Source organism: Sporosarcina sp. G11-34, assembly GCF_026931025.1.
Genome location: NZ_JAHNZW010000002.1, coordinates 279,713 through 305,886 on the forward strand (window position 1 = coordinate 279,713; position 26,174 = coordinate 305,886).

Annotated in this window: 22 protein-coding genes; 19 read left to right on the forward strand and 3 right to left on the reverse strand. The window is 41.3% G+C overall.

All coding sequences use genetic code 11. From position 1 onward, the window contains the following. Positions 1-169 precede the first annotated feature (169 nt). The 5 genes from KSU66_RS03465 to KSU66_RS03485 all read left to right on the forward strand — a co-directional run bounded on the left by KSU66_RS03465 (position 170) and on the right by KSU66_RS03485 (position 2,945). Complete coding sequence (locus KSU66_RS03465; RefSeq protein ID WP_269050170.1) at positions 170-1,150, forward strand: rod shape-determining protein; 981 nt, start codon at positions 170-172, stop codon at positions 1,148-1,150. A 52-nt stretch (positions 1,151-1,202) separates the two neighbouring features. Further along, positions 1,203-1,538, forward strand: a complete 336-nt coding sequence (locus KSU66_RS03470; protein WP_269050020.1) for a DNA-directed RNA polymerase subunit beta — start codon at positions 1,203-1,205, stop codon at positions 1,536-1,538. 53 nt (positions 1,539-1,591) lie between these two features. Continuing rightward, positions 1,592-2,035, forward strand: coding sequence for a 3-hydroxyacyl-ACP dehydratase FabZ (fabZ, locus tag KSU66_RS03475; protein WP_269050021.1), 444 nt, complete (start codon positions 1,592-1,594; stop codon positions 2,033-2,035). 94 nt (positions 2,036-2,129) lie between these two features. Next, positions 2,130-2,513 carry a hypothetical protein gene (locus KSU66_RS03480; RefSeq protein ID WP_269050022.1) on the forward strand — a complete coding sequence of 128 codons (384 nt, stop codon included), beginning with the start codon at positions 2,130-2,132 and terminating at the stop codon, positions 2,511-2,513. A gap of 90 nt (positions 2,514-2,603) precedes the next feature. Continuing rightward, positions 2,604-2,945 carry a hypothetical protein gene (locus KSU66_RS03485; protein WP_269050023.1) on the forward strand — a complete coding sequence of 114 codons (342 nt, stop codon included), beginning with the start codon at positions 2,604-2,606 and terminating at the stop codon, positions 2,943-2,945. Positions 2,946-3,002: 57 nt separating this feature from the next. On the opposite strand, the gene KSU66_RS03490 is transcribed toward KSU66_RS03485, so the two are convergent. Beyond that, entirely contained in the window at positions 3,003-3,446 is a 444-nt protein-coding gene (locus tag KSU66_RS03490; protein WP_269050024.1) for a YwpF family protein, read from the reverse strand. Between the two features lie 265 nt (positions 3,447-3,711). Between KSU66_RS03490 and KSU66_RS03495 the strand changes: the two genes are divergently transcribed. Together KSU66_RS03495 and KSU66_RS03500 are read left to right on the forward strand one after the other, a co-directional pair. After that, entirely contained in the window at positions 3,712-4,152 is a 441-nt protein-coding gene (locus tag KSU66_RS03495; RefSeq protein ID WP_269050025.1) for a single-stranded DNA-binding protein, read from the forward strand. A gap of 289 nt (positions 4,153-4,441) precedes the next feature. Further along, positions 4,442-4,624: a hypothetical protein gene (locus tag KSU66_RS03500; RefSeq protein WP_269050026.1), complete on the forward strand. Its 183-nt coding sequence runs from the start codon at positions 4,442-4,444 to the stop codon at positions 4,622-4,624. 23 nt (positions 4,625-4,647) lie between these two features. Here the strand turns inward: KSU66_RS03500 and KSU66_RS03505 are convergent, their stop codons facing one another. Further along, on the reverse strand, positions 4,648-7,389 hold the full coding sequence (locus tag KSU66_RS03505; RefSeq protein WP_269050027.1) for a DEAD/DEAH box helicase: 2,742 nt from the start codon (positions 7,387-7,389) through the stop codon (positions 4,648-4,650). Continuing rightward, positions 7,386-8,966, reverse strand: a complete 1,581-nt coding sequence (locus tag KSU66_RS03510) for an SWIM zinc finger family protein (RefSeq protein ID WP_269050028.1) — start codon at positions 8,964-8,966, stop codon at positions 7,386-7,388. Before KSU66_RS03510 ends, KSU66_RS03505 begins: the two co-directional genes overlap by 4 nt. Positions 8,967-9,174: 208 nt before the next feature. Between KSU66_RS03510 and KSU66_RS03515 the strand changes: the two genes are divergently transcribed. From KSU66_RS03515 to KSU66_RS03570, 12 genes are all read left to right on the forward strand, one after another. Beyond that, the gene (locus KSU66_RS03515) at positions 9,175-9,636 is read left to right on the forward strand and encodes a transcriptional regulator (RefSeq protein WP_269050029.1); all 462 of its coding nucleotides are present in this window, start codon (positions 9,175-9,177) and stop codon (positions 9,634-9,636) included. 635 nt (positions 9,637-10,271) lie between these two features. Next, complete coding sequence (locus KSU66_RS03520; protein WP_269050030.1) at positions 10,272-10,967, forward strand: hypothetical protein; 696 nt, start codon at positions 10,272-10,274, stop codon at positions 10,965-10,967. Then, positions 10,960-12,258: an efflux RND transporter periplasmic adaptor subunit gene (locus tag KSU66_RS03525; protein ID WP_269050031.1), complete on the forward strand. Its 1,299-nt coding sequence runs from the start codon at positions 10,960-10,962 to the stop codon at positions 12,256-12,258. Before KSU66_RS03520 ends, KSU66_RS03525 begins: the two co-directional genes overlap by 8 nt. A 192-nt stretch (positions 12,259-12,450) precedes the next feature. Further along, positions 12,451-13,740 carry a uracil/xanthine transporter gene (locus KSU66_RS03530; protein WP_269050032.1) on the forward strand — a complete coding sequence of 430 codons (1,290 nt, stop codon included), beginning with the start codon at positions 12,451-12,453 and terminating at the stop codon, positions 13,738-13,740. Positions 13,741-13,889: 149 nt separating this feature from the next. Continuing rightward, complete coding sequence (locus tag KSU66_RS03535; protein ID WP_269050033.1) at positions 13,890-15,494, forward strand: gamma-glutamyltransferase family protein; 1,605 nt, start codon at positions 13,890-13,892, stop codon at positions 15,492-15,494. Positions 15,495-15,535: 41 nt separating this feature from the next. Continuing rightward, positions 15,536-16,444 (forward strand): DMT family transporter, encoded by a 909-nt coding sequence (locus KSU66_RS03540; RefSeq protein WP_269050034.1) that lies wholly within the window; start codon positions 15,536-15,538, stop codon positions 16,442-16,444. An 86-nt stretch (positions 16,445-16,530) separates the two neighbouring features. Then, entirely contained in the window at positions 16,531-17,727 is a 1,197-nt protein-coding gene (locus tag KSU66_RS03545; RefSeq protein ID WP_269050035.1) for an aminotransferase class I/II-fold pyridoxal phosphate-dependent enzyme, read from the forward strand. 182 nt (positions 17,728-17,909) lie between these two features. Then, positions 17,910-18,776: a nuclease-related domain-containing protein gene (locus KSU66_RS03550; protein WP_269050036.1), complete on the forward strand. Its 867-nt coding sequence runs from the start codon at positions 17,910-17,912 to the stop codon at positions 18,774-18,776. Positions 18,777-19,182: 406 nt separating this feature from the next. Next, positions 19,183-21,393: a 5'-nucleotidase C-terminal domain-containing protein gene (locus tag KSU66_RS03555; protein WP_269050037.1), complete on the forward strand. Its 2,211-nt coding sequence runs from the start codon at positions 19,183-19,185 to the stop codon at positions 21,391-21,393. Positions 21,394-21,558: 165 nt separating this feature from the next. Continuing rightward, positions 21,559-23,043, forward strand: a complete 1,485-nt coding sequence (locus tag KSU66_RS03560; RefSeq protein ID WP_269050038.1) for an N-acetylmuramoyl-L-alanine amidase — start codon at positions 21,559-21,561, stop codon at positions 23,041-23,043. Between the two features lie 73 nt (positions 23,044-23,116). Continuing rightward, a complete protein-coding gene (locus tag KSU66_RS03565) occupies positions 23,117-25,006 on the forward strand; it encodes a S8 family peptidase (protein WP_269050039.1) in 1,890 nt (629 codons plus the stop codon). A 205-nt stretch (positions 25,007-25,211) separates the two neighbouring features. Continuing rightward, complete coding sequence (locus KSU66_RS03570; protein WP_269050040.1) at positions 25,212-26,144, forward strand: C40 family peptidase; 933 nt, start codon at positions 25,212-25,214, stop codon at positions 26,142-26,144. Positions 26,145-26,174: the final 30 nt, after the last annotated feature.

Genomic DNA, 26,174 nt, shown 5'->3' on the forward strand with positions numbered 1-26,174 from the left:
TGGAAAATTCCGAAACTGCTTTTTAAATGCGTCGACATTCCGGGAACGGGTATTGAAAATTGTTCATTATGGTGTTCATTTCAATTGGATTATGATAAAATTATTTGTTAAGAGAATCTTTTTATACATAAAATCGGCAACGAACAAGTTGGAAGGGGTAACGAAATTAATGTTTGCAAAGGATATCGGGATTGATCTTGGTACGGCCAACGTCCTTATACACGTAAAAGGAAAAGGGATTGTTTTAAACGAACCTTCAGTTGTCGCACTTGATAAAAGAAATAATAAAGTCCTCGCAGTAGGGGAAGAAGCATATAAAATGGTCGGTAGAACACCCGGCAATATTGTAGTAGTTAGACCAATGAAAGAAGGCGTTATTGCGGATTTTGACGTAACAGAGGCAATGCTAAGCCACTTCATTGACAAACTAAAAGTTAAAAGTTTCTTTTCCAAGCCACGTATACTTATTTGCTGTCCGACGAACATAACGAGCGTTGAACAAAAAGCGATACGCCAAGCAGCGGAGAAATCCGGCGGCAAGAAAGTATTTTTGGAAGAAGAACCGAAAGTATCGGCTATTGGTGCAGGAATGGATATATTTCAACCAAGTGGTAATATGGTGATAGATATCGGTGGAGGAACGACAGATGTTGCGGTTTTATCAATGGGCGACATTGTTACATCGGAATCGATTACAATCGGCGGCGACATGTTCGATAACGATATCACTCAATACATTAAACGACAACATAAATTGCTTATCGGGGAACGTACAGCAGAAGCGATTAAAATCGATGTTGGAACGGTATTCCCAAAAGGGCGTAAAGAAGAAATAGACATTCGTGGACGTGACATGGTATCTGGTCTGCCACGCACAATTACGGTCAATTCCGAAGAAGTTGGCGAAGCGCTAAGGGAATCGGTTCAAATCATTGTCCAAGCAGCTAGAAACGTTTTGGAAAAGACTCCACCTGAATTGTCGGCGGATATTATCGATCGTGGTGTGTTCCTAACAGGCGGCGGCGCACTCCTTCACGGTCTTGACCAATTGCTTGCAGATGCACTGAAAGTACCCGTATTCGTTTCCGACAATCCACTCGATTGCGTTGGAGTTGGGACAGGCATCTTATTGGAGAACATCGGTAAGTAAAAGGTTGGATATGTATGTAACCAAATTAGTTTGCGTAGGGAGTACTACTACTATGAATAATGAAAAACAAAAACACATATCACGGAACATACTAGCAAAGTCCAAGGACAAACTAACAAGCGTCTTCCTACGTTTTAAACGTAAAAAGGAGAAGTTAGAAAAAGTAGAAAACGAAGGAAAAGTAGTGACTGAGAAGACGTTATGGGTACAGATTCGAATGATTCCCATATGGCTTCGAATTATTCTAGTTGCTCTTTTGATTGCTGGAGCGGCGCTACTTGGTGTAATCGTTGGATATGGTTATATGGGTGACGGAAATCCTGCTGACGCACTTAAAAAGGAAACGTGGACACATATAATTGATATCATTAAAGGGAAAGAGTCTTAATGGCTCTTTTATTTTTATATAATAACCGATGAAAATCTAGGGAGATGATGGATATGTTAACAGCAGCACAAATACAAGAAATATTGCCACACCGCTACCCATTCCTTATGGTAGATCGAATTCTTGAGTTAGAAGAAGGGAAACGCGCTGTCGGGATGAAAAATGTTACGATTAATGAAGAATTTTTCAACGGCCATTTCCCTGGTTATCCAGTAATGCCAGGTGTGCTTATCGTAGAAGCATTGGCACAAGTTGGTGCCGTTGCAATTTTGAAAAAAGAAGAAAATAAAGGACGCCTTGCATTTTTTGCGGGTATCGATAACTGTCGATTCAAGCGTCAAGTGACACCAGGAGACACATTGCGTCTTGAGGTTGAAATTACACGACTTCGTGGTCAAATGGGTAAAGGGAAAGCAACTGCTACGGTCGACGGCGAAATTGCTTGTGAAACTGAAATTTTGTTTGCACTTGGCCCCGTTGTCACGCCAGCTGAATAAGTTTGTACAAGGTTTAACATATAGTTATAATAGGGGCAATAGTACAGCCGTTATATTAGGAAATGGGTTTCTTATCGTAAGGGGGTTTAAGAGAATGTACAAAAATCTTTCACCAAATTTAAAAATTAGCATAACGAGGTCAATCACGCAAACCTTCGAACAATATATGACCGATATCGCTTGGAGTGAAGACAAGTTTAGAATTGAGGACTTTATTTCAAGTTGGCAAGAATATATTACGTCAAAAGCGCTTTGGTATTCGGAAATTCCCGAAGAAATAAAGTATAATGAGGAATTTCATGAAGAACTTGCGGTGAGGATAAACGAATCGATTGCTCGGATACTTCAAGATCCACCAACAGAAAAACAAATTGCGGCCATTCAAATGGCGCAAGAAGAGCTTGGTACTCACTACGAGTATAATTGTAAAGCCGAAGCTACATACGTTGAAGGATTATTAAAAAATATAAAAAAATAAATAAGGATAGTTCCCTCTTTTTCGACCAACCTAGAAAGTATCATACAATATCGTGTGATAAATGGCTTGTGGGAAGGAGGGAATGTTTTCATGTTTAAAAAAGGGATACCGCTTGTCTTAATGTCGGGACTTGTACTTGGTGCATGTGGGATGAACAATACAGTTCCGAAAAACAACGAAACCCCAATGCAAAACGTAGAAGATCGCACAAGGGATTTCGCGCCTAAAGTACGTGACGATATGCGGGGCGGAACGAACTTAGATGGAGTCGATAACGGTCGGGATGTAAACGGTACCGGTGGGACGGATGGAGTTATTAATAACGACACAACGACAACACCGAACGAAACAATTATCGATAATGCAAACCCGAACGTTCCAAATGAAACAACTATCGATAACAATCTCAACAAGAACGGAAATAACCGCTAACCGCAAGCCAGAAAAAACCGCCCCCAGTAATGGAGGCGGTTTTTCTAATGTTTATTATTACTTTGCGTCATTTTTTGCATCTTTTTTTAGACGAGGACGTGATCGCATGTCCGATTCGAACCGTGTAAGTAAATCAGGACCGGCTAGCCCTTCATTCAGCAGTTCCTCCAGCAGTAACTCGGCATATTGCGAGCGTGCACGCTTCAACCGCCCTTTCATTAATACCGAAATATTGTTACCAATTTGTTTGACGGAATCGACCGCAACAAGAAAAGCGGCAGGTTCGTTTTCTGGATAAGAAATGACGACTTTCGCTTCGATTAATTCATCGGTAGTCATCCATTTTTCAAAACTACTTTTATACTTCTGATCAATGAACATTTCAAGAATCCACATATGATGGCTATTCTCTTGGTTGATAATAATCCCATCCAAAAGCGGAAAATCTTGTAGTTGACCGTCTTTAGAAATTCCAACGGATAACATTTTAAACGTTTTCATGCCGTCACCTCTTTTTTATTAATTATACCATAACAGCCTACTGACAGAAAAAGAATCCAAATGTACCAAGTTTAAATTATCAAATTGCCCAAGTCGAAGTACTAATGTCGTCAGAACCCATTAATTTAATAAAAAAACGGGGTTCAGAATAATTAATAAACGTATATTTTAGTCGAAATATGACTTGAAATGTCAAAATAGGCTTTTGTCAGATTCCAACATCCATCGTAAGATAAATCCAATTACTAAGAAGGGAGGGTGACGATTGAATCAAGTTGCACTTGTAGGGCGGATTACAAAAGACCCGATCTTACGCAAATTATCCGAAGGGCGTGTACAAACAAACTTTGTAGTTGCGGTAAATCGTAATTTCAAAAACCAAAAAGGAGAAATAGAAACCGATTTCGTTCTTTGCACGGTGTGGGGAAAGGGAGCTGAAAACACCGCCAAACATTGTGGGAAAGGGTCTTTAATCGGAGTAGGCGGCAGAATACAGTCTAGAACGTACGAACGTGAAGATGGCAGTCGGGTTTATGTAACCGAAGTAATCGGTGAAAGTATTCGATTCATATTGACAAAACCGCGAAGCAATGCCAATCTCTATGCCGAACCGATCGCAACAGAACAAGCGCCACAAGTGGCAAATAACGAGGCGGAGCATTTCCATTTACCTAAGAACGAAAAAGAAGAGTTACCCATTTTTTGAAAGGAGGGCTTTCGGAGCTAATTCACTTAAAAATTGCATAGAACTGAGAGGAACTACTTTGAAAAAGTTGAGGAGGAAATACAATCTGTTTTGGATACATAGCCCGGTGGGGATCGGCTCGTATCTATATTTAGGGAAATCATAGGGAACCAAAAAACTTACGCTTGCAATCCGTTGGGGAACGGCTTGCTTATATCATTGGGAAAGACCACTTTGGAAACCTAAGGGATTTGACCGTAAATCTTTTGGGTTTCCAATATAACGGATATAAAAGAAGGGAAGTGTTGGAGTGACTTTGCAAAGTAAAGAAGCGATGAGAATGGAATTACAAATTGAACAGCTAATTCGCATTGTCGCAAGTTTAAACGAAAGAATTATTCAATTGGAAGACGAGTCACATCACAAAAAAGTGTTTTTCATAAAATCTGGCCCCGATTGGGAAGAAGACGAAAGGATCCCAAAATTAATTTAGGATCCTTTTGTCAAATATAAAAATTATTGTTTGAACGACATTAAATCATCAAGTTCAGTATCAGATAACTCGGTCAGCCACTGCGTGGATTGAATTAAATCATCAGAAAGTGCCGCTTTTACTTCTAACATTTTATCGATTTTTTCTTCTATTGTTCCAATCGTTACAAACTTATGGACGTGGACAAATTTCGTTTGACCAATGCGGTATGCACGGTCAGTCGCTTGATTTTCAACGGCTGGGTTCCACCAGCGGTCTGCGTGCAGTACATGGTTTGCAGCGGTTAAGTTTAGCCCCGTCCCACCAGCTCTTAGGGACAATATGAATACAGGGAATTCGCCTTCTTGGAAAGCCTCTACAAGTAGGTCACGTTGTCCTTTAGGCATACTACCAGTTAAAAATGGAACGTCAATACCATGTAACTCGGATAAGCACTGCCTAATGAGTTCGCCCATTCCGATGTACTGAGTGAAAATAATGCATTGTTCTTTGTTTGCCACAATGTCACTTGCCATTGATACAATTCTGTTTAGCTTAACGGAGCGTTTTAACATATCATCGGCAGGGCCTTGTGGCTCCTTCAGGAAAAGTGCAGGGTGATTACACAATTGCTTCAATCGGCTAAGCATTTTTAAAATAAGGCCTTTCTTTTCAAATCCCGATAAGGTTTGCATTTTAAATTTCGTTTCTTCAAGGAAACTTTCGTATAGTGCAGCTTGTTCAGTTGTCAGCGGACAATATTCATTTTGTTCAAGTTTTTTCGGTAAATTCAACTGTAAATCAGGATCGCTTTTCGTTCTTCGTAAAAGGAATGGTCGAATTTTAGCACGAAGTTTCCTTTTATCGATTTCAGAATCATCCCGCTCAATCGGAACGATGAAATCATCCGTAAACTTTCGGAAATTACCAAAATAACCTTTGTGGATAAAATCGAAAATTGCCCATAGCTCGGATAATCGGTTTTCAATCGGTGTACCCGTTAATGCAATATGGTGTAGCCCACGAAGTTTTCGAATGACGCGCGACTGCTTCGTTTGCATGTTTTTAATGTTTTGCGCTTCGTCAAGTGTAATACTCGCAAATTCTGTTTCCGCAAGCATTTCACCGTCTTGTGATGCCGTACCGTACGTTGTAAGGATGACATCGGGTCGGGTACGAGTAAGTAACTCGGAAAAGTTCGCATCCTTTTCACGAGTTGGCCCATAGTGTGTATGAACGCTAAGTGAAGGGGCAAATCGTTCAATCTCTTTTTGCCAGTTACCAAGCACACTCGTCGGACAAATAATAAGTGAAGGTGTCAATGTATCAGGTCGTCGATGAATTTCTAGTAAATACGTAATGAGTTGAACCGTTTTACCGAGTCCCATATCGTCCGCTAAACAAGCACCGAAGCGATTGTCGCGCATAAAAACAAGCCAGTCAAAACCTTCTTTTTGATACGGACGGAGCTCGGCTTTCAAAAGATCGGGAATCCCTACCGAAGGAAGTCCTTTCTTCTCAGAGATGATTTCCATATAACTTCGAAGCGTTTTTTGCATGGTGAACTCAAAGAGCGGATCTAGTTCATCTTCATCATCGTCAATTGGAACAATTTCTTCAGGTACTTCTTGGAATAAAAGATCTTTTACAGTCCATTCGCCTGCATCCGCTCGGTCCATTAAATCGCGAATCTTTTTTAACCATGCCGGATCGATATGAAACCATTCATCGCCAGAACGGATGTATTCACGGTTTTCGTCAACTAACTTACTAAACGTTTCACGGTCAATTGGATTGCCAGCTAAGGAAAAATTCCAATCGAAAGATAAAACTTCATCAAGCCCTGTCGCGGAATTATAGGACTGCACACTTGCATTTGTACGGACACGCATTTTCGATTCCGTCACTGATTTCAACCAGGCGGGCAAAATGACTGGGAAACCAAACGATTGAAGTAACGGCAAGTCTTCTTGGATGAACGTCCGTACTTCGGGATCTTCCATGGAAACGGATAGGAAACTTTCATCGGAAACAATGTGTATAGAAGTTAGAAATGACACCATTTCAGATTGTCTTTTTATAATATCCGGTGCATATGATTTCCACTTGGCAGGAAGTGCTTCTTGCGCGGGTGAATTTACTTTCCGAACGGCAGGTGTCCAATGACGCCCACGCTCACCAGTAATCACCGTTTCAAGAAGCCACTCTGTATCGGATTCCAGTTCGGGTTCTGTTAGGCGAAAAGCCACTTGGACTGGAATCGTTGAGATGGAATCGCCGGGCCATCCATAAGTTCGTAAATGAGGAAGCAATGTAGGCAATTGGTCGGGCCGTATGGTCGATTCAGATAACTTTCCGCGAACGGCCAAACTAATAATTGTGGCCGCCTCTTCGGAGATGCCAGCTTCTGCCGAGTCAAATTGGATTCCAGTGCCGTCCGATTGCGCATGATTCCATAGTTCAGGTACTTTCCATGCGTTAGCGGCTTCACGAATCGTTTGAAGTTGTTCATCGTCTTCACCAGTGAGTCCAACGAATTTCACATAGGGATGCGACTCGGGGAAAATTGAAAGAAGCTGATCCGCCCGTAAAATCGCATGCTCCTCATCGGTTTCTGTGAGTAGGCCGTATAAGGAACGTTCATCGTCAAAACATAAATAAGAAACCAATTCGGTTGGGTTGACTAAGTAGCCATTCTGATCTTTTGCAGTGATGGAGAACGAACTGTTTTCTGTAATATCGATACCTAGGTGTAAAAAACGTTCCAATGTAAATGTTCCATTCATAAATTCAGATTTCCTTTCTCCATCTCTTCCATAAGTGCGCGTAATCTTCTATTTTTTTCGCGCACAGTGTCGACATATCGATTCCAAAAATCAATTTTTCCACTTTTCTTCGAACCAGACTTCATCTTTTTGAAAAGTTTTACTGCTCGTCGATAACTATGTCGATTTCTTTCGTTTATGAAAAAAGTTGCATACGTATGAAGAAGCGGTAAAACAGCAGCGGGGTCAACTGCCAACGCGATCTTCAAGCCGCCAGCTTCGGCCACATCGTACGAAACGTTATATCTATGCATAAGGGCAGCCCATTCTTGAAAACGTTCACGTTCAACGAGAAAATCCGCGTACACGTCTACACCCGTCTCGCCGTAGTAGGAAAACATACTTTCACGTTCGTCTTCCGGAAAATCAGCAATCTCAAGCAACCCATCGATTTTTCTTACAAATGCTGTTCGGCGTGACAAAGGAACACTATGCGCCAAGTATTCGCCAATGAACGGTAACAATGATTGCATAATAATTGCAAGCGAATCCATGTCTTCTTCATCATCGGCTAAATTTGCAAGCGGTAACCAATTGGAAAGACTATCTATAGTTACATCACGGACCAGTTCTTCTAATTGCTCATGACGGCTTTCCAACACGTAGAAAAAAGCGATTAATATTGAAGCTTCTGGTGAATTTTCTTCTAGAAGAATGGATTGTTCTTTTTGTCGCAATGCATTATCCGAAAAAAGATGCTGCCAGAAAGATTGGTATACACGAAAACGATCGTTAAAGAGTCCGGTGTTTTTTAAAGTAAATGTTCTTGTCATGAACTTTAACTGTTCATGAAAAGGATCCGTTTGAAAAAGTTTTGGTTTGGATGCAACGGCGACGGCACTATCTTGTAGCTTGCTCAGTTGATCCGTTAACCAGTTTTTCACATACCATTTGCCATAGGAAAAAGAAGATTCGTCATCCCCAAGATGGGCATATACATATGGCCATGCTGCATCGAGTACTTGCAGTCTGTAATAGACGTCAAATAAAGGTTTCCATTCCCATTCGAAAGGGGCCAAGGGAATCGCCTTTTGATCAATTAAGGAAAACTCATGGATAAATACCGCAGGGTTTTCGTTTAATTCAATTGTACGAAGGGGACGTGTGAGTCGGGACAGAACGTCATTCCAAGCTTCTGGGGTTCGCTCAGAGATTGCAAATACCATTTGCTCTGTTTCTGTTCGTTTCCATTCATGAAGCCAATCAGATAAAGAATGGAATTGTAAGTAAAGATGAAACACAACAGCGATACGGTGTGAACACCAACCAGAAAATCCGCATGTACACGCTGTATCCATAGTCGCAAATGATAATTGGACTTCTACGGTCTCGACCCCTTTTATTGTTGCGACAACGGTTCTGTTCGAAGAATCATACGTATACGATTCAACGGAACCGTTTCGAACAAGCGTCGCTGCTCTGCGAACCACAAGCGCCTCGTTCGGTTCATCCGGACGTAGTGAGTGTTTTATTTTATTCATCTGTTCATCTATTTCACTTTCGTGCAAGTAGGAAACTCGTTCCACGGTCATGTGCATCGGGCCACTCTCCTCAAAAAAAGCATTCCCTCCATTATACAGCTTCTTTCGTGCGTACGTAAATGGGATGCTTACTTTATTCATAAACTGTATCAGATTTCAATTTTAAAAATACTTTTTAAATAAGTGAAATAAGTTCACAAAAACGACATATACATGATAGAATAATAGTAACCAGAATATTCTGTATGGGGAGGGGAAGGAAAAGATGCTATCAGTACAACGAATGACGCCATTTTTCACAAGCCAAGAAGATTTCAGGCTACGTTTAGTATTTGCTTACCAGTACTTTTCTATAATTAAAGGAGGCGAAGTATTTCATTTTATCCCCGCTGAAGGTAAAGAAATCGTTATTAACATGAAAAGTTTGCAAGTTGAAAACTTAGGCGAAGTTTTTGTTTTCCAACGTGGTAACCGCTTTATTAGACTGCCACTTTACCAACTGCTTCTTATATCAGATCTTCATTCGCATTTAAATACGATAATGGAAGGAAGTATGGATATGAAACTAGAACTCGATATTAAAGTGCCGGAAGAAGTTTCTGTGGAAGTTAAGACTGTTATTGAAGAACTGGAGCACGAAAACAGATTAAGAATGATTGATTATGCACTTGAAACAAATGACCAGCTCCTATTTAATGAGTTGACGGAAGGAATGCAACACACTTGAAAAACGAATTATAAAAAACACCTGACGTTCAAAAACGGTAGGTGTTTTTAATTTGGCTAAAAAGTGATGGAAAGCGGGTTAAAGGCTTCATTTCTAACTCGCTTGGCTACCACTAGAAAGGTCCCTTTGCGGGGGCATCCCCTAGCGCCGCGCGTCGTGAGGAGGATTCTTTAATTCAACATACATGAGTCGATTTCATAATTCCCTATTTTAACTTAAAGTACGAATGATAATAGGGTTTTAAGTTTTATTGTTCATTAATATAGAAGGCGTTTCGTTGATTGAAGCCGTGCCCACGGAAAGCGTCCGCCCGAAGCGGAAATCAACCTTGTTCGTATTTCAACACTAAATCTTACGCTATGAAATTAACTCACATAGTTAGCCATATCCAAATACTTCTTTGTCGATTTCCCGGGAAATAAGGGGGAAGATTACTTGATAACTGCATTCATGTTTGAAGGTTAGACAAAAAACTACATTGTTAACCTTAAATTTTTCAATTGTTTAAAGATCGATAACTATTATGAATAAGTCTACTAATATATGTTTTCACGTTACAAAACCTTCATTGTTTGGTAAAGTAAGCAGTAGGCTTGATTGAAGTTATTAATGTTTTGTAGAGAGGGATTCCAATTATGTTTTTTAAGTTCACGTTTCGTAAATTCCTTACGCACCCGTATGAATTGGCCGAACAATTAAAGTCATCGACTATGCGAGGGTTTAAAGTGCGTCTATTACTTGTCTTTTTGGCAGGTCTATTTCTGTATGGAGCCCGCGAATTATGGGGAATGAGCACGGAAAGTATCACGCCCGTCTTATCGACAATGTCGACTGCAGATTACACACTGGCACGTTTTGCGTCCCTTATAAGTTCTTTACTTTGGGCTGTTATATATATGTCATTTTATATTTTTGGTTTTGCATACATACTCGCAATTATTACTAGTATTCCGTTTAAAAAACTACTGCCATTGCAAGTCCTCATGATGGGTATTCTACTTATCGAAAAATTGATTGTTTTTGTAGTCTTTGTCATGCAAGGGGCCGCAACTAATGTTTCATTTTTATCGTTTGGACCACTTGCCGCGACGTTTTTAGAAATTCCTTTTTTCATCTTTTTCTTCAACAAACTAACTGTGATGACGGCAATTATTATCGCACTTCAATTTAAATTCATACTTTCATACACTGGATTTACAAAACATAAAAAGTTGCTTTGGACGTTAATTATTATTCACGTGTTCATGGCAGTAGTGACGGCCTCGGTTGGCCTTATTCCTATGGAGAATTTGTTTGAGCTACTAACGGGAAGGGGTGCTGGGAATGCATAAGTTTTTAAATATTTCTGTAGCCGTTGCGATTAGCTCATTTATAGCCGTTAACTTGTATTTATTATTTGGCGAGAAAAGTATCATCCCCAAATCACTTCACGTTAGTAATTATGAACGTACTATAAAAGAGGATTTTAGCGTGAAATTAGCAAAAGAAGCACTCATAGCACCAGTAGAAACTGTCACGATTTATATCGGGAACGAAGAAGAGGTTGAGTCTTGGCTTGTTACTGAAGGAGATGTCGTTCAAGTAGGGCAAGAACTAGCCGCTTTAAACACGAAACAATCGGAAAGTCAGCGAAATGTTTGGGAATCTGAGCGTGATGTACTTAAACGCCAAGCGAAAAACATGGAAGGCCTTATTTCGACATTGAAGTCGGACCGTGCGGATGCAAAAAAGAATAACTCTTCGAAGACAAACAATAAAGACAATGTGAAAGAAGGAACAGGCGATACGGGAGTTGAAATAGGCTTGAATGTCGATGTTGAAGTCCAAGTTGCACTTGACGGCTCATTCGCCCAAGCGATTGCTACGGCTGAACAAGAATTGGCGGATTTAGATCGTCAACTTACAGTCGTAGAAGCACAACTTTCACAAAATCCTGCACGTCCAGCAATTATAAGTCCAATGGATGGCGTTGTAACGAAAGTAGAACGATCGGGACCAAGACTTGCAATTGAATTATTTAGCCAAGAAAAAATCATTACAACTTACGCCAAAGGAAATGAATGGGAAGATATCCGAGAAGGTCTTCGGGTACTTATTCAAGGACATGGAACTAAGGGAGTCATAGAAGGCACTATCGAATCGGTATCGTCAATACCAGCGGTGGACAATGATTGGTTCAAATCATATAAAATACTTGATCCGGTCGAGGAGAAAAATCCACTTGCGTATTATGAAGTTCGTATTGAAGTAGAGCCCGACTTAGAGACCATTCCATTCGGCAATAATTTAAACGCAATCGTTATTGTTGATGAAGCAAAAGACGCCGCATCTGTAAACGAGAAATGGATAATCAAAAATAATGCGGGGTCCGCGACTGGAACCATTATCAATGGTTTTGGTCGGGCAGCAAATGTAGGAATTGAAACACCATTTGAATGGAAAACACGGGCGGTTGTTACGGAGGGACTTGAACTTGGTAATGTCGTCATTAATGGCCAAGATCTTCATGGGTATGACTATGCGCCAAAAGTGATCTTAGCAATGCCTTCATACATGCCTGGAAAAAGCGAATGGAAATCATTCGGTTGGAAAAGGTATTTGGAATATATGATTGTGAAATAGTGGATAAGAAATGGACTGTTCTAGATGGGAAATATCTAGTATGGTCCATTTTTGTCTGTCAACTTAATATAAAAGGATACTAATTGGAATAGTTCGAGGAATCATATATAAGTTGGCGGATCACTGATATAATGAATATATGGAATTTTTAACTTTATTCAGCAAGTTATTAAAGGAGCCAATCGATTAGAAATGAAACGATTATCACTATCAGTTACATTATTAGCCGGATTTCAATGGCTATTCTTTATGTTTGCAAATACGATCGTAATTCCGATTTCAATTGGCAGTGCTTTTCAGTTGGAACAAATTGAAATCGTATCTGCAATTCAACGCTCTTTCATCTTTACAGGGGTTGCCTGTCTCCTGCAGGCTCTCATTGGACATCGGTTGGCTTTGATGGAAGGCCAATCGGGTCTTTGGTGGGGTGTTATTTTAAGCTTGGCCGCAACAGCAAGTACAATGAATATGGAACTAACGACAATCGGAGGTAGCATCGCCGTTGGGATAATGATTTCTGGGGTGCTAGTCGCTGTTTTTGGATTGTTTGGAATGGGAGAAGTTTTAAAGAAATGGTTTACACCAGTTGTAATGTTTGTCTTTCTACTATTACTCGCTAACCAGCTCATTACCATTTTTCTGAAAGGGATGATCGGTCTTAACACGGGTGATTCCATTGATGCAAAAGTGGCCTGTTTTTCATTTGTACTAGCAGCGATTACAATCCTGATCCATGTAAAAGGAAAAGGGATTATTAGTAGCTTAAACCTTCTTATCGGTATGACTGTCGGATGGATTGGGTCTCTGTTACTATTTCCTGCGGAAACGGCGGAAACAATAAAAACAACTCCTTTTTCAACTTTTTTTCCATGGGGACAACCTACATTAGAGTGGGGGATTATCATCACTGTCGTTATTACGGGTTTACTCAACACGACGAATACAATTGCTACCTTGAAAGGCGCAGAAGATATATTTGAAGAAAAGACCACAGCTAAGCAATATCGGGCTTCCTTTTTCTTAACGGGTTCATTATCGACAATTTCTGGTATGCTTGGTCTAGTTCCTTATGCACCGTACGCTTCTTCATTAGGATTTTTGCAATCAACGGGGATTCGCGAACGAAGTCCGTTTATTGTAGGTTCGCTATTATTCATTTGCTTAGGAGTGATTCCATCGCTAAGTACCTTCTTTTCAACCATTCCGCATAGTGTCGGAAATACAGTACTATTCGTCGCTTACTTACAATTATTTCGTTCCGCGTTTCGCAATGTAGAAGGTTTGACGTTTGATCCTAAAACAGTTTATCGAGTCGCTTTACCGACGCTACTTGGGTTGTCAATCATGACACTTCCAACAGAAGTCTTTTCAACATTCCCAGAACTTGTGAGACCATTACTTTCCAACGGTTTGCTTATGGGGATATTATCGGCACTTTTAATGGAACTTATTTATTATCTTGGCCAAAAACAGTATACATAATAGTGATCTCTATATGTTGAATTAAAAAATGTGAAATCAACGGCTTGGTAAAGCTATTATCATTGGACTTTCTAGTCGAGTGAATACGTCAGGATCCTATATAATAACTATCAAAGTATAGAAAGAAAAATAGAAAGTGGGAATTGAGAATGGACTACTTATACAACCCATATCCAGCTTTAAGACATACTACATTTGCCAAAAATGGAATGGTGGCGACATCGCAACCACTCGCAGCACAAGCCGGAATTGAAATTATGCGTCGAGGTGGGAATGCAATCGATGCAGCAATCGCTACGGCGGCGGCACTCACAGTTGTTGAACCGACTTCAAACGGAATCGGTGGCGATGCGTTTGCACTTGTTTGGGTAAATGATAAATTACATGGCCTTAACGCATCTGGTCCTGCACCCGAAGCGCTAACTATAGACGCGGTAAAAGCAGCGGGACACGATAAAATGCCTACGCACGGCTTAACGCCAATTACAGTTCCTGGAGTTCCAGCGGCTTGGGCGGAACTTGCCCGTAAGTTTGGTAATCTACCATTAAAAGAATCACTTGCACCCGCAATCCGCTATGCAGAAGAAGGCTATCCGTTGACGCCAATCCTAGGTAAGTACTGGAAGATAGCATATGGAAAGTTCAAAACGGCATTCACCACAGAAGAATTCGATTCTTGGTTCGAGACATTTGCACCAAATGATCGTGCACCAGAAATCGGTGAACTATGGAAATCACCAGATCACGCTGCAACCTTAAAATCAATTGGCGAATCGAACGCAGAGTCTTTCTACAAAGGTGAACTTGCCGATAAAATTGATGCATTCATGGAAAAACACGGTGGCTATCTTCGAAAATCGGACTTGGAAAAGTATGTACCTGAATGGGTAGAACCCGTTTCAACCAACTACAAAGGTTATGACGTGTGGGAAATTCCACCGAACGGGCAAGGAATGATCGCATTAATGGCACTTAATATTTTTGCCGAAATGAACGAAGCGGTTCCTAATGATACAAATACGCTTCACGAACAAATTGAGGCTATGAAATTGGCATTTATAGATGGGCAATCATTCATCACGGAACCTGAGGATATGCCGATTTTGGCTGAACATCTATTATCTAAAGAATATGCACAAAAGCGTGCGGAAAAGATAATAGGGGAGGCGTCACTTCCCAAACCGTATGAACTGCCAAAAGGCGGCACAGTTTATTTAGCTACGGCAGATGGTGAAGGGAATATGGTGTCTTTCATTCAGTCGAACTATATGGGCTTCGGCTCGGGTATTGTTATTCCGGGTACGGGTATCGGACTTCAAAATCGTGGCGCGGACTTTTCACTTAATCCGGCCCATCCAAATGCGTTAAAACCGGGAAAACGCACGTATCATACAATTATCCCTGGATTTTTGTCGAAGGATGGACAGGCAGTAGGCCCGTTTGGGGTAATGGGTGGGTATATGCAGCCACAAGGACATTTCCAAGTAGCCGTCAATACAATCGACTACAAGTTAAATCCGCAAGCGGCACTCGATGCACCGCGCTGGCAATGGAAAAATGGAAAAACAGTTCACATCGAACCAGGTTTCCCAAATCATTTAGCACAAGCACTTACTCGCCTTGGTCATGACATTCAACCAACGCTTGACACAGGCTCGTTTGGACGCGGACAAATTATTTGGCGTAATCCTGAAACGGGCGTCCTTTCGGGCGGCACGGAATCGAGAACGGATGGGGCGATTGCACTTTGGTGAACTGACGGACAAAGTTTTGGACGAAGGAGAGGAACACCCCGATGTGGAGAATATATGTATTATTAACAACCGCAATGTTGATTTGGGGATTTAATCTTCCGCTTCTTAAATACCTTCTCTTATATGTAGGGCCAGTTACGATGACTTCAATGCGCATTTTACTGGCGGGAATAGCAGTATTTATTATTCTTTCAGCATTTAAAATTCTTCGCTTACCGACAAAAAAAGAATGGACATATGTGATTGGTGGCGCGCTTTTAAACGTTGTGCTTCATCACTATTTCCTGAACATGGGACTTGTTCGAACAACGGGGACAAATGCGGGGCTTATTCTTGGAACAGGTCCAGTTTTAACTGCAATTTCCGTAACGCTTATCTTTCGAAACTATCCATCAAAACTACAATGGACGGGATTCATTATTGGGCTTATCGGCGTTGGGTCGGTTGTCCTTGCGGGTGGGGGATTTACCGGTTTGGCGTTAGGTGATGGTTTCATATTTATTTCCATTATAACGCAAGTGCTGTCCTTTTTAATCGTTGCAAAAGCTGCTAAAACGCTTGATCCAAGGGTTTTGACTGCCTATATGCTTCTTGTTGGCGGCGCGGTTTTATTCGTAATTGGCCTTATCCAAGAACCTGGGGAAATTAAAGCATTCGCTGAAGTACCTCCGCTATTTTGGCTTGGCTTTGCGGCAAGTGCGATTGTTGGAACCGCAATTGGCCATTTACTTTATAACTATTCAGTCGGAAAAGTGGGCCCATCCAAAGCAGCTATTTTCATTAACTTCAACACGATGTTTTCTCTAATCGGTTCTGCACTATTCTTAGGTGAAATTATTACCGCACGTCATCTTCTTGGTTTGATCCTCATTATTACTGGAGTCATTTTAGGTTCGGGGGCGGCGGAAGATATATGGAAACAACGTAAGAAACAGAAACGCCTCGCTTAGTCGGGGCGTTTTTGTTTTCAGTGAATAAAGCACCACAGGTTATAATAAAATAAAGGTAGCAACTGTATTATAGAAGGAGGATTATTATGGCTTTGTCAATCAATCCGCGCGTGGAGAACATAGAGCTTTCAGGCATACGTAAAATCTCGAATCTGCTTGTCAATTATCCCGACGCTATGAATTTAACAGTTGGGCAACCGGATTTCCCAACACCAGCCCTTGTAAAAAAAGCGGGACTACAAGCAATTATGGACAATAAAACCGGATATACGCATAACGCAGGTTTACTCGAACTGAGGCAGGCGGCAAGTGCATTTTTTACGAAAAAGTATGGCTTCGCCTACGACTCAAAAACAGAAGTAATTATAACTGCCGGTGCAAGTGGGGGAATGGACGCCGTGTTTCGTACAATTCTTAAAGAAGGCGATGAAATCATTGTACCCGCACCGATATTTGCAGGATACGTCCCGCTTATTACACTTACTGGAGCTAAAATTGTCTATCTAGATACGACGGATACGGGTTTTATTCCCGACCCGAAACGCTTGGAAAAACTAATTACACCAAAAACAAAAGCGGTCGTTTTTAGTTATCCGTCAAATCCGACAGGGGTTATTTTACCACACGACACGATGGATGAATTGGTCGCGGTACTAGCCCGTCACGAAGTTTTCGTCGTCTCAGACGAAATTTACAGTGAAAATACATTTGAAGGGAAACACCGCTCATTTGGTGAGTACGCGGAACTACGGAACAAACTATTTCTAATTCACGGATTATCCAAATCACACGCAATGACGGGTTGGCGAGTTGGCTTTCTTTTCGGGGCCGCGGAGTGGATGAAACATACGATCAAACTACATGCGCATAATACAATTTGTGTCAACGCACCCGCGCAACACGCAGCCATTTGTGCGTTAACCGAATGCGCCGACGCTCCGGCGGAAATGAACAAGGAGTATATCGTGCGCAGAGATTTTGTTTACGGAAGATTGACGGCTATGGGGCTTCCAACCGTAAAGCCAAACGGGGCATTTTATATTTTTCCTTCTATTAAAGAGTTCAATAAGACGTCTGAGCAATTCGCACTCGAACTTTTGGACAAAGCTGGAGTCGCCGTTGTCCCAGGCACCGCCTTCACACCGCTCGGAGAAGGGTATGTGCGAATTTCTTACGCCTACGCCTATGACCAACTCGAAATTGCAATGGATCGACTGGAAAAGTGGGTAACCGACTGGCGAAACAACGAGCGACATATCGTTCCAAATGCACCGCTTATTTAGATTGTAAAACCCTCGTCGTCATGGGGGTTTTACAAATTATATAATTACTGTTAATCTAATTATATATTGACAAAGGGAGGAGAAATACATTCAAAATCGAACGAACCGAATCGGCAATTATATCGACACTACCAAGACTTATCACGCGAATTAATCCAAGTTATTCACGTCATCAAGAATTAGTGTCCGCATTTAGAACAAGTAAAATTGGATACGAAGGAGAACGGGAAGTTGATAGACACTTAGGACGAGTTTATTTTCCCGAAGCTGTTCAAGTTTTAACGAATGTCGAATTGCAAATCTCATCAGGCAACTTCATTCAAATCGACACACTTATTTTGACGACAAACCAAGTCTTCGTACTCGAAATCAAAAACATTGCCGGCACACTGAAATTTTTACAAAACCCGCCGAGGTTACAACGTACACTAGACACCGGAGAAGTACACATATTCAGTTGCCCAGAAGATCAGCTAGAAAAAAACATGTTCGATTTAGAATTATGGCTCGCAAGAAATGGCCTCCCCCTAAAAACTTCAGGCGCCATCATCCTTGCATACTCAAAAACCAACGTAAAGACCCCACCTTTACGCATGCCCATATTCTACGCAACACAACTCCCCCAAGTTTTGCGAAACAAAAAATCCAATCCCGATATTATGTCATCTGAACAGCTCCATCAGATTGCACATGAAATAAGAAGTTCTCAAAAACCTTTCAATCCTTTTCCCTTATGCACTCATTTTCGTATTGATCCTCAGATTTTAGCGACAGGTATGTATTGTAATCTATGCCACTCCCGACTAATTAAAAAAACAAATCGGACGTGGATATGTCAAAGTTGCGGAACGATAAATAAGAATCCATATTCCGATAACGTCAAAGATTGGTTCACTTTAGTGCAAGATACCATCACAAATAAAGAATGTCGGCGCTTTCTTAATTTGAAAGATAAATACGCAGCCCACTACGTCTTGAACCAGCTTGAACTAAGGAAAACTGGTAAAAACAGATCCACAAAATACCATTGGCCAACTCCCCTTCAGTGATGAAGGGGAGTTTCATCGTCTATGACCCGAATTCCAACGTGAGAGCCGCGAATTGCGACCAAGTCGTCGAATTCCAACGTGTGGGCTGTGAATTGCAACCAAGCTGGTTCGAATTCCAACGCGGGTGCCGCGAATTGCAACCAAGCCGGTGAATTCCAACGTGAGAGCCGCGAATTGCAACCAAGCTGGTTCGAATTCCAACGTGGGTGCCGCGAATTGCAACCAAACTAGTTCGAATTCCAACGTGGGTGCCACGAATTCCAAACAAGCCCCATCGAATCCAACGTCACCCCCATCAACAAAATATCCGAATTTCCAAAAAATAATGGTGAAAACCGGAATAATCTGATACGCTATAGTACATAAGGCTATTTAACTATCATATTGAAAATTTAGGAGGAGAAAAATGTCTAAAAACAAACGCTCAACAAAGTTTCTTGCAAGTGCAGTACCAGTCGCAACTGCGGTAGCGCTCGTTGCGGCACCATCTGCATCCGCAAATGAACTGTCGTTTACGGATGTTTCAGCAAAGTATTTGGAAGCTGTGAACTTTTTAGTCGGAACTGAAATGACTAATGGATTTTCAGAAACTCAATTTGGAACAGATTCAAATATCCTAAGAGTCGATGCCGCGGTACTAATAGCGAAGGCGCTCGATTTCGATGAAGATGGTTCTTATGAAGATGCAGGCTTTACGGATGTTCCTAGCCGGGCAACTTGGGCAGTAAATGCTCTCGTCGAAGAGGGTATATTAAAAGGGAAAACTGCGACTAAGTTTGGCGCAGCCGATGACTTAACACGTAACGAAGCCGCAAGTATGATTGCGAAAGCCGCAAATTTATCAATTAATGAAACGTTATCAACAACACAATTCACTGATGTAAATAAACGTTTTTCACCTTATGTACAAGCTCTACTTGAAGAAGAAATCACAGCGGGGAAATCCGCCACGAAATTTGGCGCGGAAGATCCTGTAAAGCGTGGCGAGCTCGCACAATTCATCAACAGCGCGAAAGAACATTTCGGGTTCTTTGATTTGATGGTCATGCATATGAACGATACGCATGCTTATCTTGAAAACTTCCCTTACGCTGCAACTGCAGTGAAAGAACTTCGTGAGGAATATAAAAACAACCTTCTCCTTAACGCGGGAGATGTATTTTCGGGTGACTTGTATTTCAATGCTTTCGAAGGACAAGCAGACCTTGAACTTATGAATTATATGGGCTTTGATGCAATGGTATTTGGTAACCATGAGTTTGACCTTGGTTCAAGTGAAGACGGTCATAAAGCACTTTCTGAATTCGTCAAAGCCGCTGAGTTTCCTTTAGTGGCGGCAAACGTGGACTTCTCCAAAGATGCGTTATTTGATAGTTTACAAACACGTGAAGTTGTAGGGGAGTACGAAGACGGTGAAATTTACAATGGTGTGGTCATCGACGTTAACGGGGAAAAAGTTGGCGTGTTCGGTCTAACGACAGAAGAAACACCGTTTATTGCAAGTACGAATGAAGTTGAGTTTAGCAATTACATTGAAGAAGCGGAAGCTGCGGTCGCAGCATTTGAAGAACTAGGTGTCGATAAAATCATTGCGCTTACACATCTTGGATTCAATGATTCAATTGTTTTTGACAACGACATGGAACTTGCGAAACAAGTTGAAGGAATCGATATTATTGTTGGCGGACATACACATTACACGTTGGCTGAGCCGTATGTTTCGACTGAATTTGATGCGCCGACATTGATTGTTCAAGCAAATGAGTACGCGAAATACCTTGGTGCATTAGATGTAACGTTTAATAAAGACGGAGAAGTTATCCTTTATCAAGGTGAGCTGTTAAGTACTGAAGCGGGTAAAACCGAATTTGCGGCTGATCCGGAAGCACTAGAGATTTTAGCACCATATAAAGCAAAAGTAGAACAGATTAAAAATGATCCAATCGGTGTCGATGCACTTGTGAAACTAGATGCAAGCCGCGACGACGATGCTTCAGGTAAACCGAGCATTAGGCATAGTGAAATGAATCTTGGAAACCTAATTGCGGAAGGTCTGCTTTATTCTGCACAACAACTTGCTGATAAAGATACTGTGATTGCACTTCAAAATGGCGGCGGAATTCGTACGTCAATTGACGAGGGTCCAATTACAGTAGGTGACGTATTGAAAGTATTGCCATTCGGCAATGGCTTGGCAACAGTCACACTTACAGGAGCGGAAATTATCGAAGTTCTTGAGCATGCCGTTTCAGCTGATCTAAGAGAAGACGGTGGACTTAAAGAGAACGGCGGATTCCTTCAAATCGCTGGTATGAAATACACTTACGATAGTTCTGAAGCAGTTGGCAGTCGCGTGCAAGAAGTGTTCGTCAACATTGATGAGGAGTTTGTAGCACTAAATACCGATGAAAATTATGTAGTTGCAACGAATATTTTCACTGCTAAAGGTGGAGACGGTTTCGACACATTTAAAAAGGCATATGAAGATGGTCGTGTATCAGAACCAGGATTTTCTGACTACCAAAACTTAATCGATTATATGCAAACATTTGAAGAAGGTATATCAACTCAAGTTGACAATCGAATTGTTAACTTGGCACTTACAGAAGAGCAATAAAATATCCAGAAACAGTCACATTCCACTTGTAAATAGAGTGGAGTGTGACTTTTTTTCCAATAATTAGTATGCAAACTAATTTATTACTAGGCCAATAGAAACATAGAACTTTCAGAAGAAGTGTTGTATCCTATTGAGTAGTATCTAAAATTGGAGGCCGAATAATTGAAAAAGTTTTTAGTCTTATTATGCTTTTCGCTAATTGCCACGATATTTGTCCCAACTGGACAGGCAGTAAAAGCAAATGCAAAATTTGTAGACGTTGGTTCGACGCACCGGGCTCAGGCAGAAATCTATTACTTAGTAAATAAGGAAATCGTAAGCGGGGTTACAAACACAAGATTTGCCCCAGATGAGCAAGTAACGAGAGCAGATGCCGCTGCTATACTTGGACGAGCCCTCAAACTTGACGGGACACAAAGACCGACAGACTTCCGCGATGTTGGCGCTGGAAAAAGTTCGTCGGGATACATACAAAGTCTTCTTGAAGAGAAAATAGTTTCAGGTGGTGGAAACGGGAACTTCTTACCAGACGGTAAGTTAACACGTGGAGAAATGGCATTGCTAATTAGCAGAGCTTTCGGATTTGATTCGAGATCTGTTAGCACTGCTGCAAATGCTCTTATGGCAAATGGAATTGCGCAAGGTACTGCGGATGGAACATTTGGTGCAAACAATCAAATCAAACGTGCAGATTTCGCGGTGTTTATGGCGCGCAGCCTTGAGACGAGCTTCCGTGTAGCGGCAGACGAAAAGCCACCAACGCCACCGACGGATAGCTTCAATACGAAACTGTATGTGAATACTGGAAGTAGCGATACACTAAATTTCAGAAAAGGGCCGGGAACATCCCACCCATCTATTAGCAAATTGACAAATGGAACTGTCGTTTATCGGGCAAGTACTACCGGCGACTGGGCGTATATTAAAGTCGGTAACCAAGTAGGATATGTTCACAACAGCTATCTCCAAAGTACGTTACCATCTACACCACCGGCAAAACCCGGACCAGGCGGCAAAAAACTAAGCGATTTAGTAGTCATTATTGACCCAGGACATGGTGGAAAAGATCCAGGGTCCAGCGGTTATGGACTATTAGAAAAGAACGTCGCATTAAACATCGGTTTAAAAATGAATAAGTATTTCGAAAAAACACCAATCCAGTCAAAAATGACACGAACGGGTGACTCATTTCCTTCACTTGGTGAAAGGGTTACTTTTGCAAGACAAAACGGTGGGGATATTTTCGTAAGTATCCACACGAACGCTTTCAATAACAGCGCGAATGGTCAAGAGACATATTATTATTCAAGAACAGCCGCAGCAAACACGAAGGTTAATGAATCAAAAGCGCTCGCAATCTATACTCAACATAGGATGCAAGAAGCGTGGAACCTAACGAATAGAGGGGTAAAGGAAGGTAATTTCTATGTGCTACGTGAAAACACAATGCCTGCTGTACTTGCAGAAGTTGGTTTTATCGACAGTGCAAAAGATAACCAATTGATGAAAACAGAGGCGAGCTTAGATAAGATGGCAAAAGGCCTATTCTTGGCAACGCTCGATTACTATTATCATTACGAAGGTAGACAAGACGTGTTGCCCTTATATAATGCGGTCAATGCAAAACCAAGCGGGAAACGTCATTAATCCGCTCTCCCCAGTTTAGTCAATGACTAACTGGGGGGATTTTTTTATTACGTATGAAAATGAGGGGTTATTCATGAGGAAAATAATTGTCGTGGCATTGTTTATATGTTCAACGTTTTTAGTTGGTTCCGCTTCTGCGGAAGAACCAATTGATTACCTCCTACATGCTTCAAAAGAAGACATTCAAAAACTTCAAAAAAAGTACCCGAATTATACAAAATCATTCGAAGTGATTCCAATGATAGAAATTAGCTTAACGAGCAACGAATTGTCCGAAATTAGAAGACAATATAGCCAAGTAGATGTCTTTCCGATAAGGGAATATGAAGTTGCGGCAGTTACTGATACGATTCCGGAACAATTTAAACTGATAAATACGATATCGGCGCAGACAGCACCCTATACAGGAAAAGGTGTGAAAGTCGGCGTCATTGACTCCGGTATCGATACAAGTCACAAAGATTTGAAGGTAGCGGGCGGCATTTGTACAATAATACCGAAGCGAAAATGTGCAAGTACCGGCGAACTGTACAGCGATGACCTTGGCCATGGTACACATGTGGCGGGCGTAATCGCCGCGTTGAAAAACGGAATAGGTACAATTGGAATTGCCCCTGAAGTCGAATTATATTCGATAAAAACAATCGATAAAGGCGATAATGGACGAACAACGGACATCATAGCGGGAATCGAATGGGCGATGGAACAAAAAATCGACATTCTTAATATGAGTATTACAACACCAAGGGATGACCCGGCCTTACGATTGATGCTTGAAAAGGCCTATAAATCGGGAATTATTTTAGTGGCAGCAGCCGGAAATGAAGGATATTCACAAGACACGGTTCAGTACCCAGCGAAATACCCAACGGTAATTGCCGTTTCAGCGATGAAGTCCGACAAAACATGGCTGGCGGGATCTTCACTCGGTTCGGAGGTAGAATTGGCGGCGCCGGGGAATCGGATTATGAGTACGTTCCCCAAAAATGAATACATGGAAATGTCGGGGACGTCGATGGCATCACCACATGTTGCTGGAATCGCTGCGCTTCTAAAAGAACGCTATCCAACTATGCCAAACTATAAAATAAGAGCATTACTGACAAATACAGCCGAGGACCTTGGCGTTCGCGGAAGAGATACAGTATTCGGCTATGGCCTTGTTAATTACAAGAAATTACTAGATGGGTTGCCGATTGTCTCGTATTTTGAAGATCACGGTAAAATACGTATCGAATTATCGAATGTGGAGCGCACGACAAATTCAAAACTCAATATTGAAAGTCAAAACGCACAAGAAATTTCACCAGGGATATGGGAAATTTACAAAGTTTCCGGAAATTATAAGTTCAATCTAAGTTTCAAGGATGAAAATAATAATGCCAAAGCGCATGAATTGTCGGTTCAAGTGACGTCGCCTAATTACAAAGATGTATATTCAGGGACACGATTCGCTGAACAAATTGCTTATTTGGCACATTATAAGCGCACGGAAGGATACCCCGATCAGACATTTCGACCAGGCCAAAAGATTTCACGCGCAGAAGCGGTAGCACTATTAGGTAGAGTTGCTGGACTAAACGGTGAAAAAAAGGCAACTACTTTTGGGGATGTTGGAATAAACAATTTTGCTTCGGGATATATTCAATCAGCTGTTGAAAAAGGGTATGTTGCTGGCTTTCCAGACGGTACATTTAGACCGAATGACGTTGTGACACGGGCAGAAATGTCTCTATTATTACAACAAGTATTTCAATTCCCAATGGATGAATCGAAGATATTACCTTTTTCGGATATGACAACAAGTGTTACAAGTTATGACGCAGTTCGTGCTTTGACGCAAAAAGGCATCTTCCAAGGATATCCGGATGGTACGTTTAGGCCAGGAGAACCTATGACCCGCGCCATGTATAGCGCATTTTTAGCGGGTTCTGAACGACCAGAGTTATTCAAAACGAACTAAATGATTAACTAAAAGGCCCATTGATTTACAGTCGAAACCTGTAAATCAATGGGCCTTTTAGTCTATCTTTTGTCACACAGTTGTAATGATAATGTAAAGTTAAAGCGGTCATTTCTCTGTTATGATTGTACTCAAGTGTTAATTAGAGAGAAAAATAATTAAATAGATTGATAGAGAAATGGAAAATAAAACTTAGAGGTGGAAAATGAGAAAACGTTTTATGTTAATTTTAATGGCAACGCTTTTATTCACTATTGCACCAATTATTGAAGCAAGTGCAGCAACACCAAATGAGATTGTAACTTTAGGTAAAAAACAACTAGGTGTTAGATACTTATGGGGTGGAACGACAACATCAGGTTTTGACTGTTCAGGTTTCACAGGTTATGTATTTAAACAAGCAGGCATTAATTTGAACCGTACAGCCGCTTCACAATATAGCCATGGAACAGCAGTTAGTAAAAGTAATCTAAAAGCAGGCGATCTTGTTTTCTTTGCAGGGACGGGTGGCAAAGGCGGGATTAGCCATGTAGGTATATATATCGGCAGTCGTCAAATGATTTCTGCAACAAGTAGTCGTGGAATTGCAATTGACAATATTGACACGAATCCTTACTGGGCGCCAAGATACGCAGGAGCAAAACGTATAAACGGTGTTTCTGATGCACCTGCAGTAGTACCACCAGCACCTGCACCAGTTCTACCTCCAGTTGTAGACGGAAACTTTGCTGACGTATCATCTTCTCACACAGCTTATGAAGCGATTAAAACACTAAACGTTCAAGGTGTTATTAGCGGATTTCCAAACCAACAATTCCGTCCGAACGAAACAGTAACACGTGGACAAGCAGCAGCTATGATTAACCGCGTACTTGGATACACTTCAAACGCAGCTTCACCATATTCAGATGTTGGAACAACACATTCATTTGCAAAAGATATCGCAGCAATGACTGAAAAAGGTATTCTTATCGGTTATTCAAACGGAAAGTTTGGAGTTGAAGATACACTTACGAAAGCACAACTCGCTATCATCCTTGACCGTGCATTCGACGAAAAAAATGCTTTCCATACATCTAATGTGAACAACGCAACAACAAGAGCAGAATTCTCAGAAGCACTATATAGCGCAATGTAAGTACAATGACAAAGATAGGCTATTCGTTCA

Excerpts from the sequence above, each read along its gene's own strand:
- KSU66_RS03465 (WP_269050170.1), top strand. The coding sequence starts at position 170 with ATGTTTGCAAAGGATATCGGGATTGATCTTGGTACGGCCAACGTCCTT.
- KSU66_RS03470 (WP_269050020.1), top strand. The coding sequence starts at position 1,203 with ATGAATAATGAAAAACAAAAACACATATCACGGAACATACTAGCAAAG.
- fabZ (WP_269050021.1), top strand. The coding sequence starts at position 1,592 with ATGTTAACAGCAGCACAAATACAAGAAATATTGCCACACCGCTACCCA.
- KSU66_RS03480 (WP_269050022.1), top strand. The coding sequence starts at position 2,130 with ATGTACAAAAATCTTTCACCAAATTTAAAAATTAGCATAACGAGGTCA.
- KSU66_RS03485 (WP_269050023.1), top strand. The coding sequence starts at position 2,604 with ATGTTTAAAAAAGGGATACCGCTTGTCTTAATGTCGGGACTTGTACTT.
- KSU66_RS03490 (WP_269050024.1), bottom strand. The coding sequence starts at position 3,446 with ATGAAAACGTTTAAAATGTTATCCGTTGGAATTTCTAAAGACGGTCAA.
- KSU66_RS03505 (WP_269050027.1), bottom strand. The coding sequence starts at position 7,389 with ATGAATGGAACATTTACATTGGAACGTTTTTTACACCTAGGTATCGAT.
- KSU66_RS03510 (WP_269050028.1), bottom strand. The coding sequence starts at position 8,966 with ATGCACATGACCGTGGAACGAGTTTCCTACTTGCACGAAAGTGAAATA.
- KSU66_RS03515 (WP_269050029.1), top strand. The coding sequence starts at position 9,175 with ATGCTATCAGTACAACGAATGACGCCATTTTTCACAAGCCAAGAAGAT.
- KSU66_RS03520 (WP_269050030.1), top strand. The coding sequence starts at position 10,272 with ATGTTTTTTAAGTTCACGTTTCGTAAATTCCTTACGCACCCGTATGAA.
- KSU66_RS03525 (WP_269050031.1), top strand. The coding sequence starts at position 10,960 with ATGCATAAGTTTTTAAATATTTCTGTAGCCGTTGCGATTAGCTCATTT.
- KSU66_RS03530 (WP_269050032.1), top strand. The coding sequence starts at position 12,451 with ATGAAACGATTATCACTATCAGTTACATTATTAGCCGGATTTCAATGG.
- KSU66_RS03535 (WP_269050033.1), top strand. The coding sequence starts at position 13,890 with ATGGACTACTTATACAACCCATATCCAGCTTTAAGACATACTACATTT.
- KSU66_RS03540 (WP_269050034.1), top strand. The coding sequence starts at position 15,536 with ATGTGGAGAATATATGTATTATTAACAACCGCAATGTTGATTTGGGGA.
- KSU66_RS03545 (WP_269050035.1), top strand. The coding sequence starts at position 16,531 with ATGGCTTTGTCAATCAATCCGCGCGTGGAGAACATAGAGCTTTCAGGC.
- KSU66_RS03555 (WP_269050037.1), top strand. The coding sequence starts at position 19,183 with ATGTCTAAAAACAAACGCTCAACAAAGTTTCTTGCAAGTGCAGTACCA.
- KSU66_RS03565 (WP_269050039.1), top strand. The coding sequence starts at position 23,117 with ATGAGGAAAATAATTGTCGTGGCATTGTTTATATGTTCAACGTTTTTA.
- KSU66_RS03570 (WP_269050040.1), top strand. The coding sequence starts at position 25,212 with ATGAGAAAACGTTTTATGTTAATTTTAATGGCAACGCTTTTATTCACT.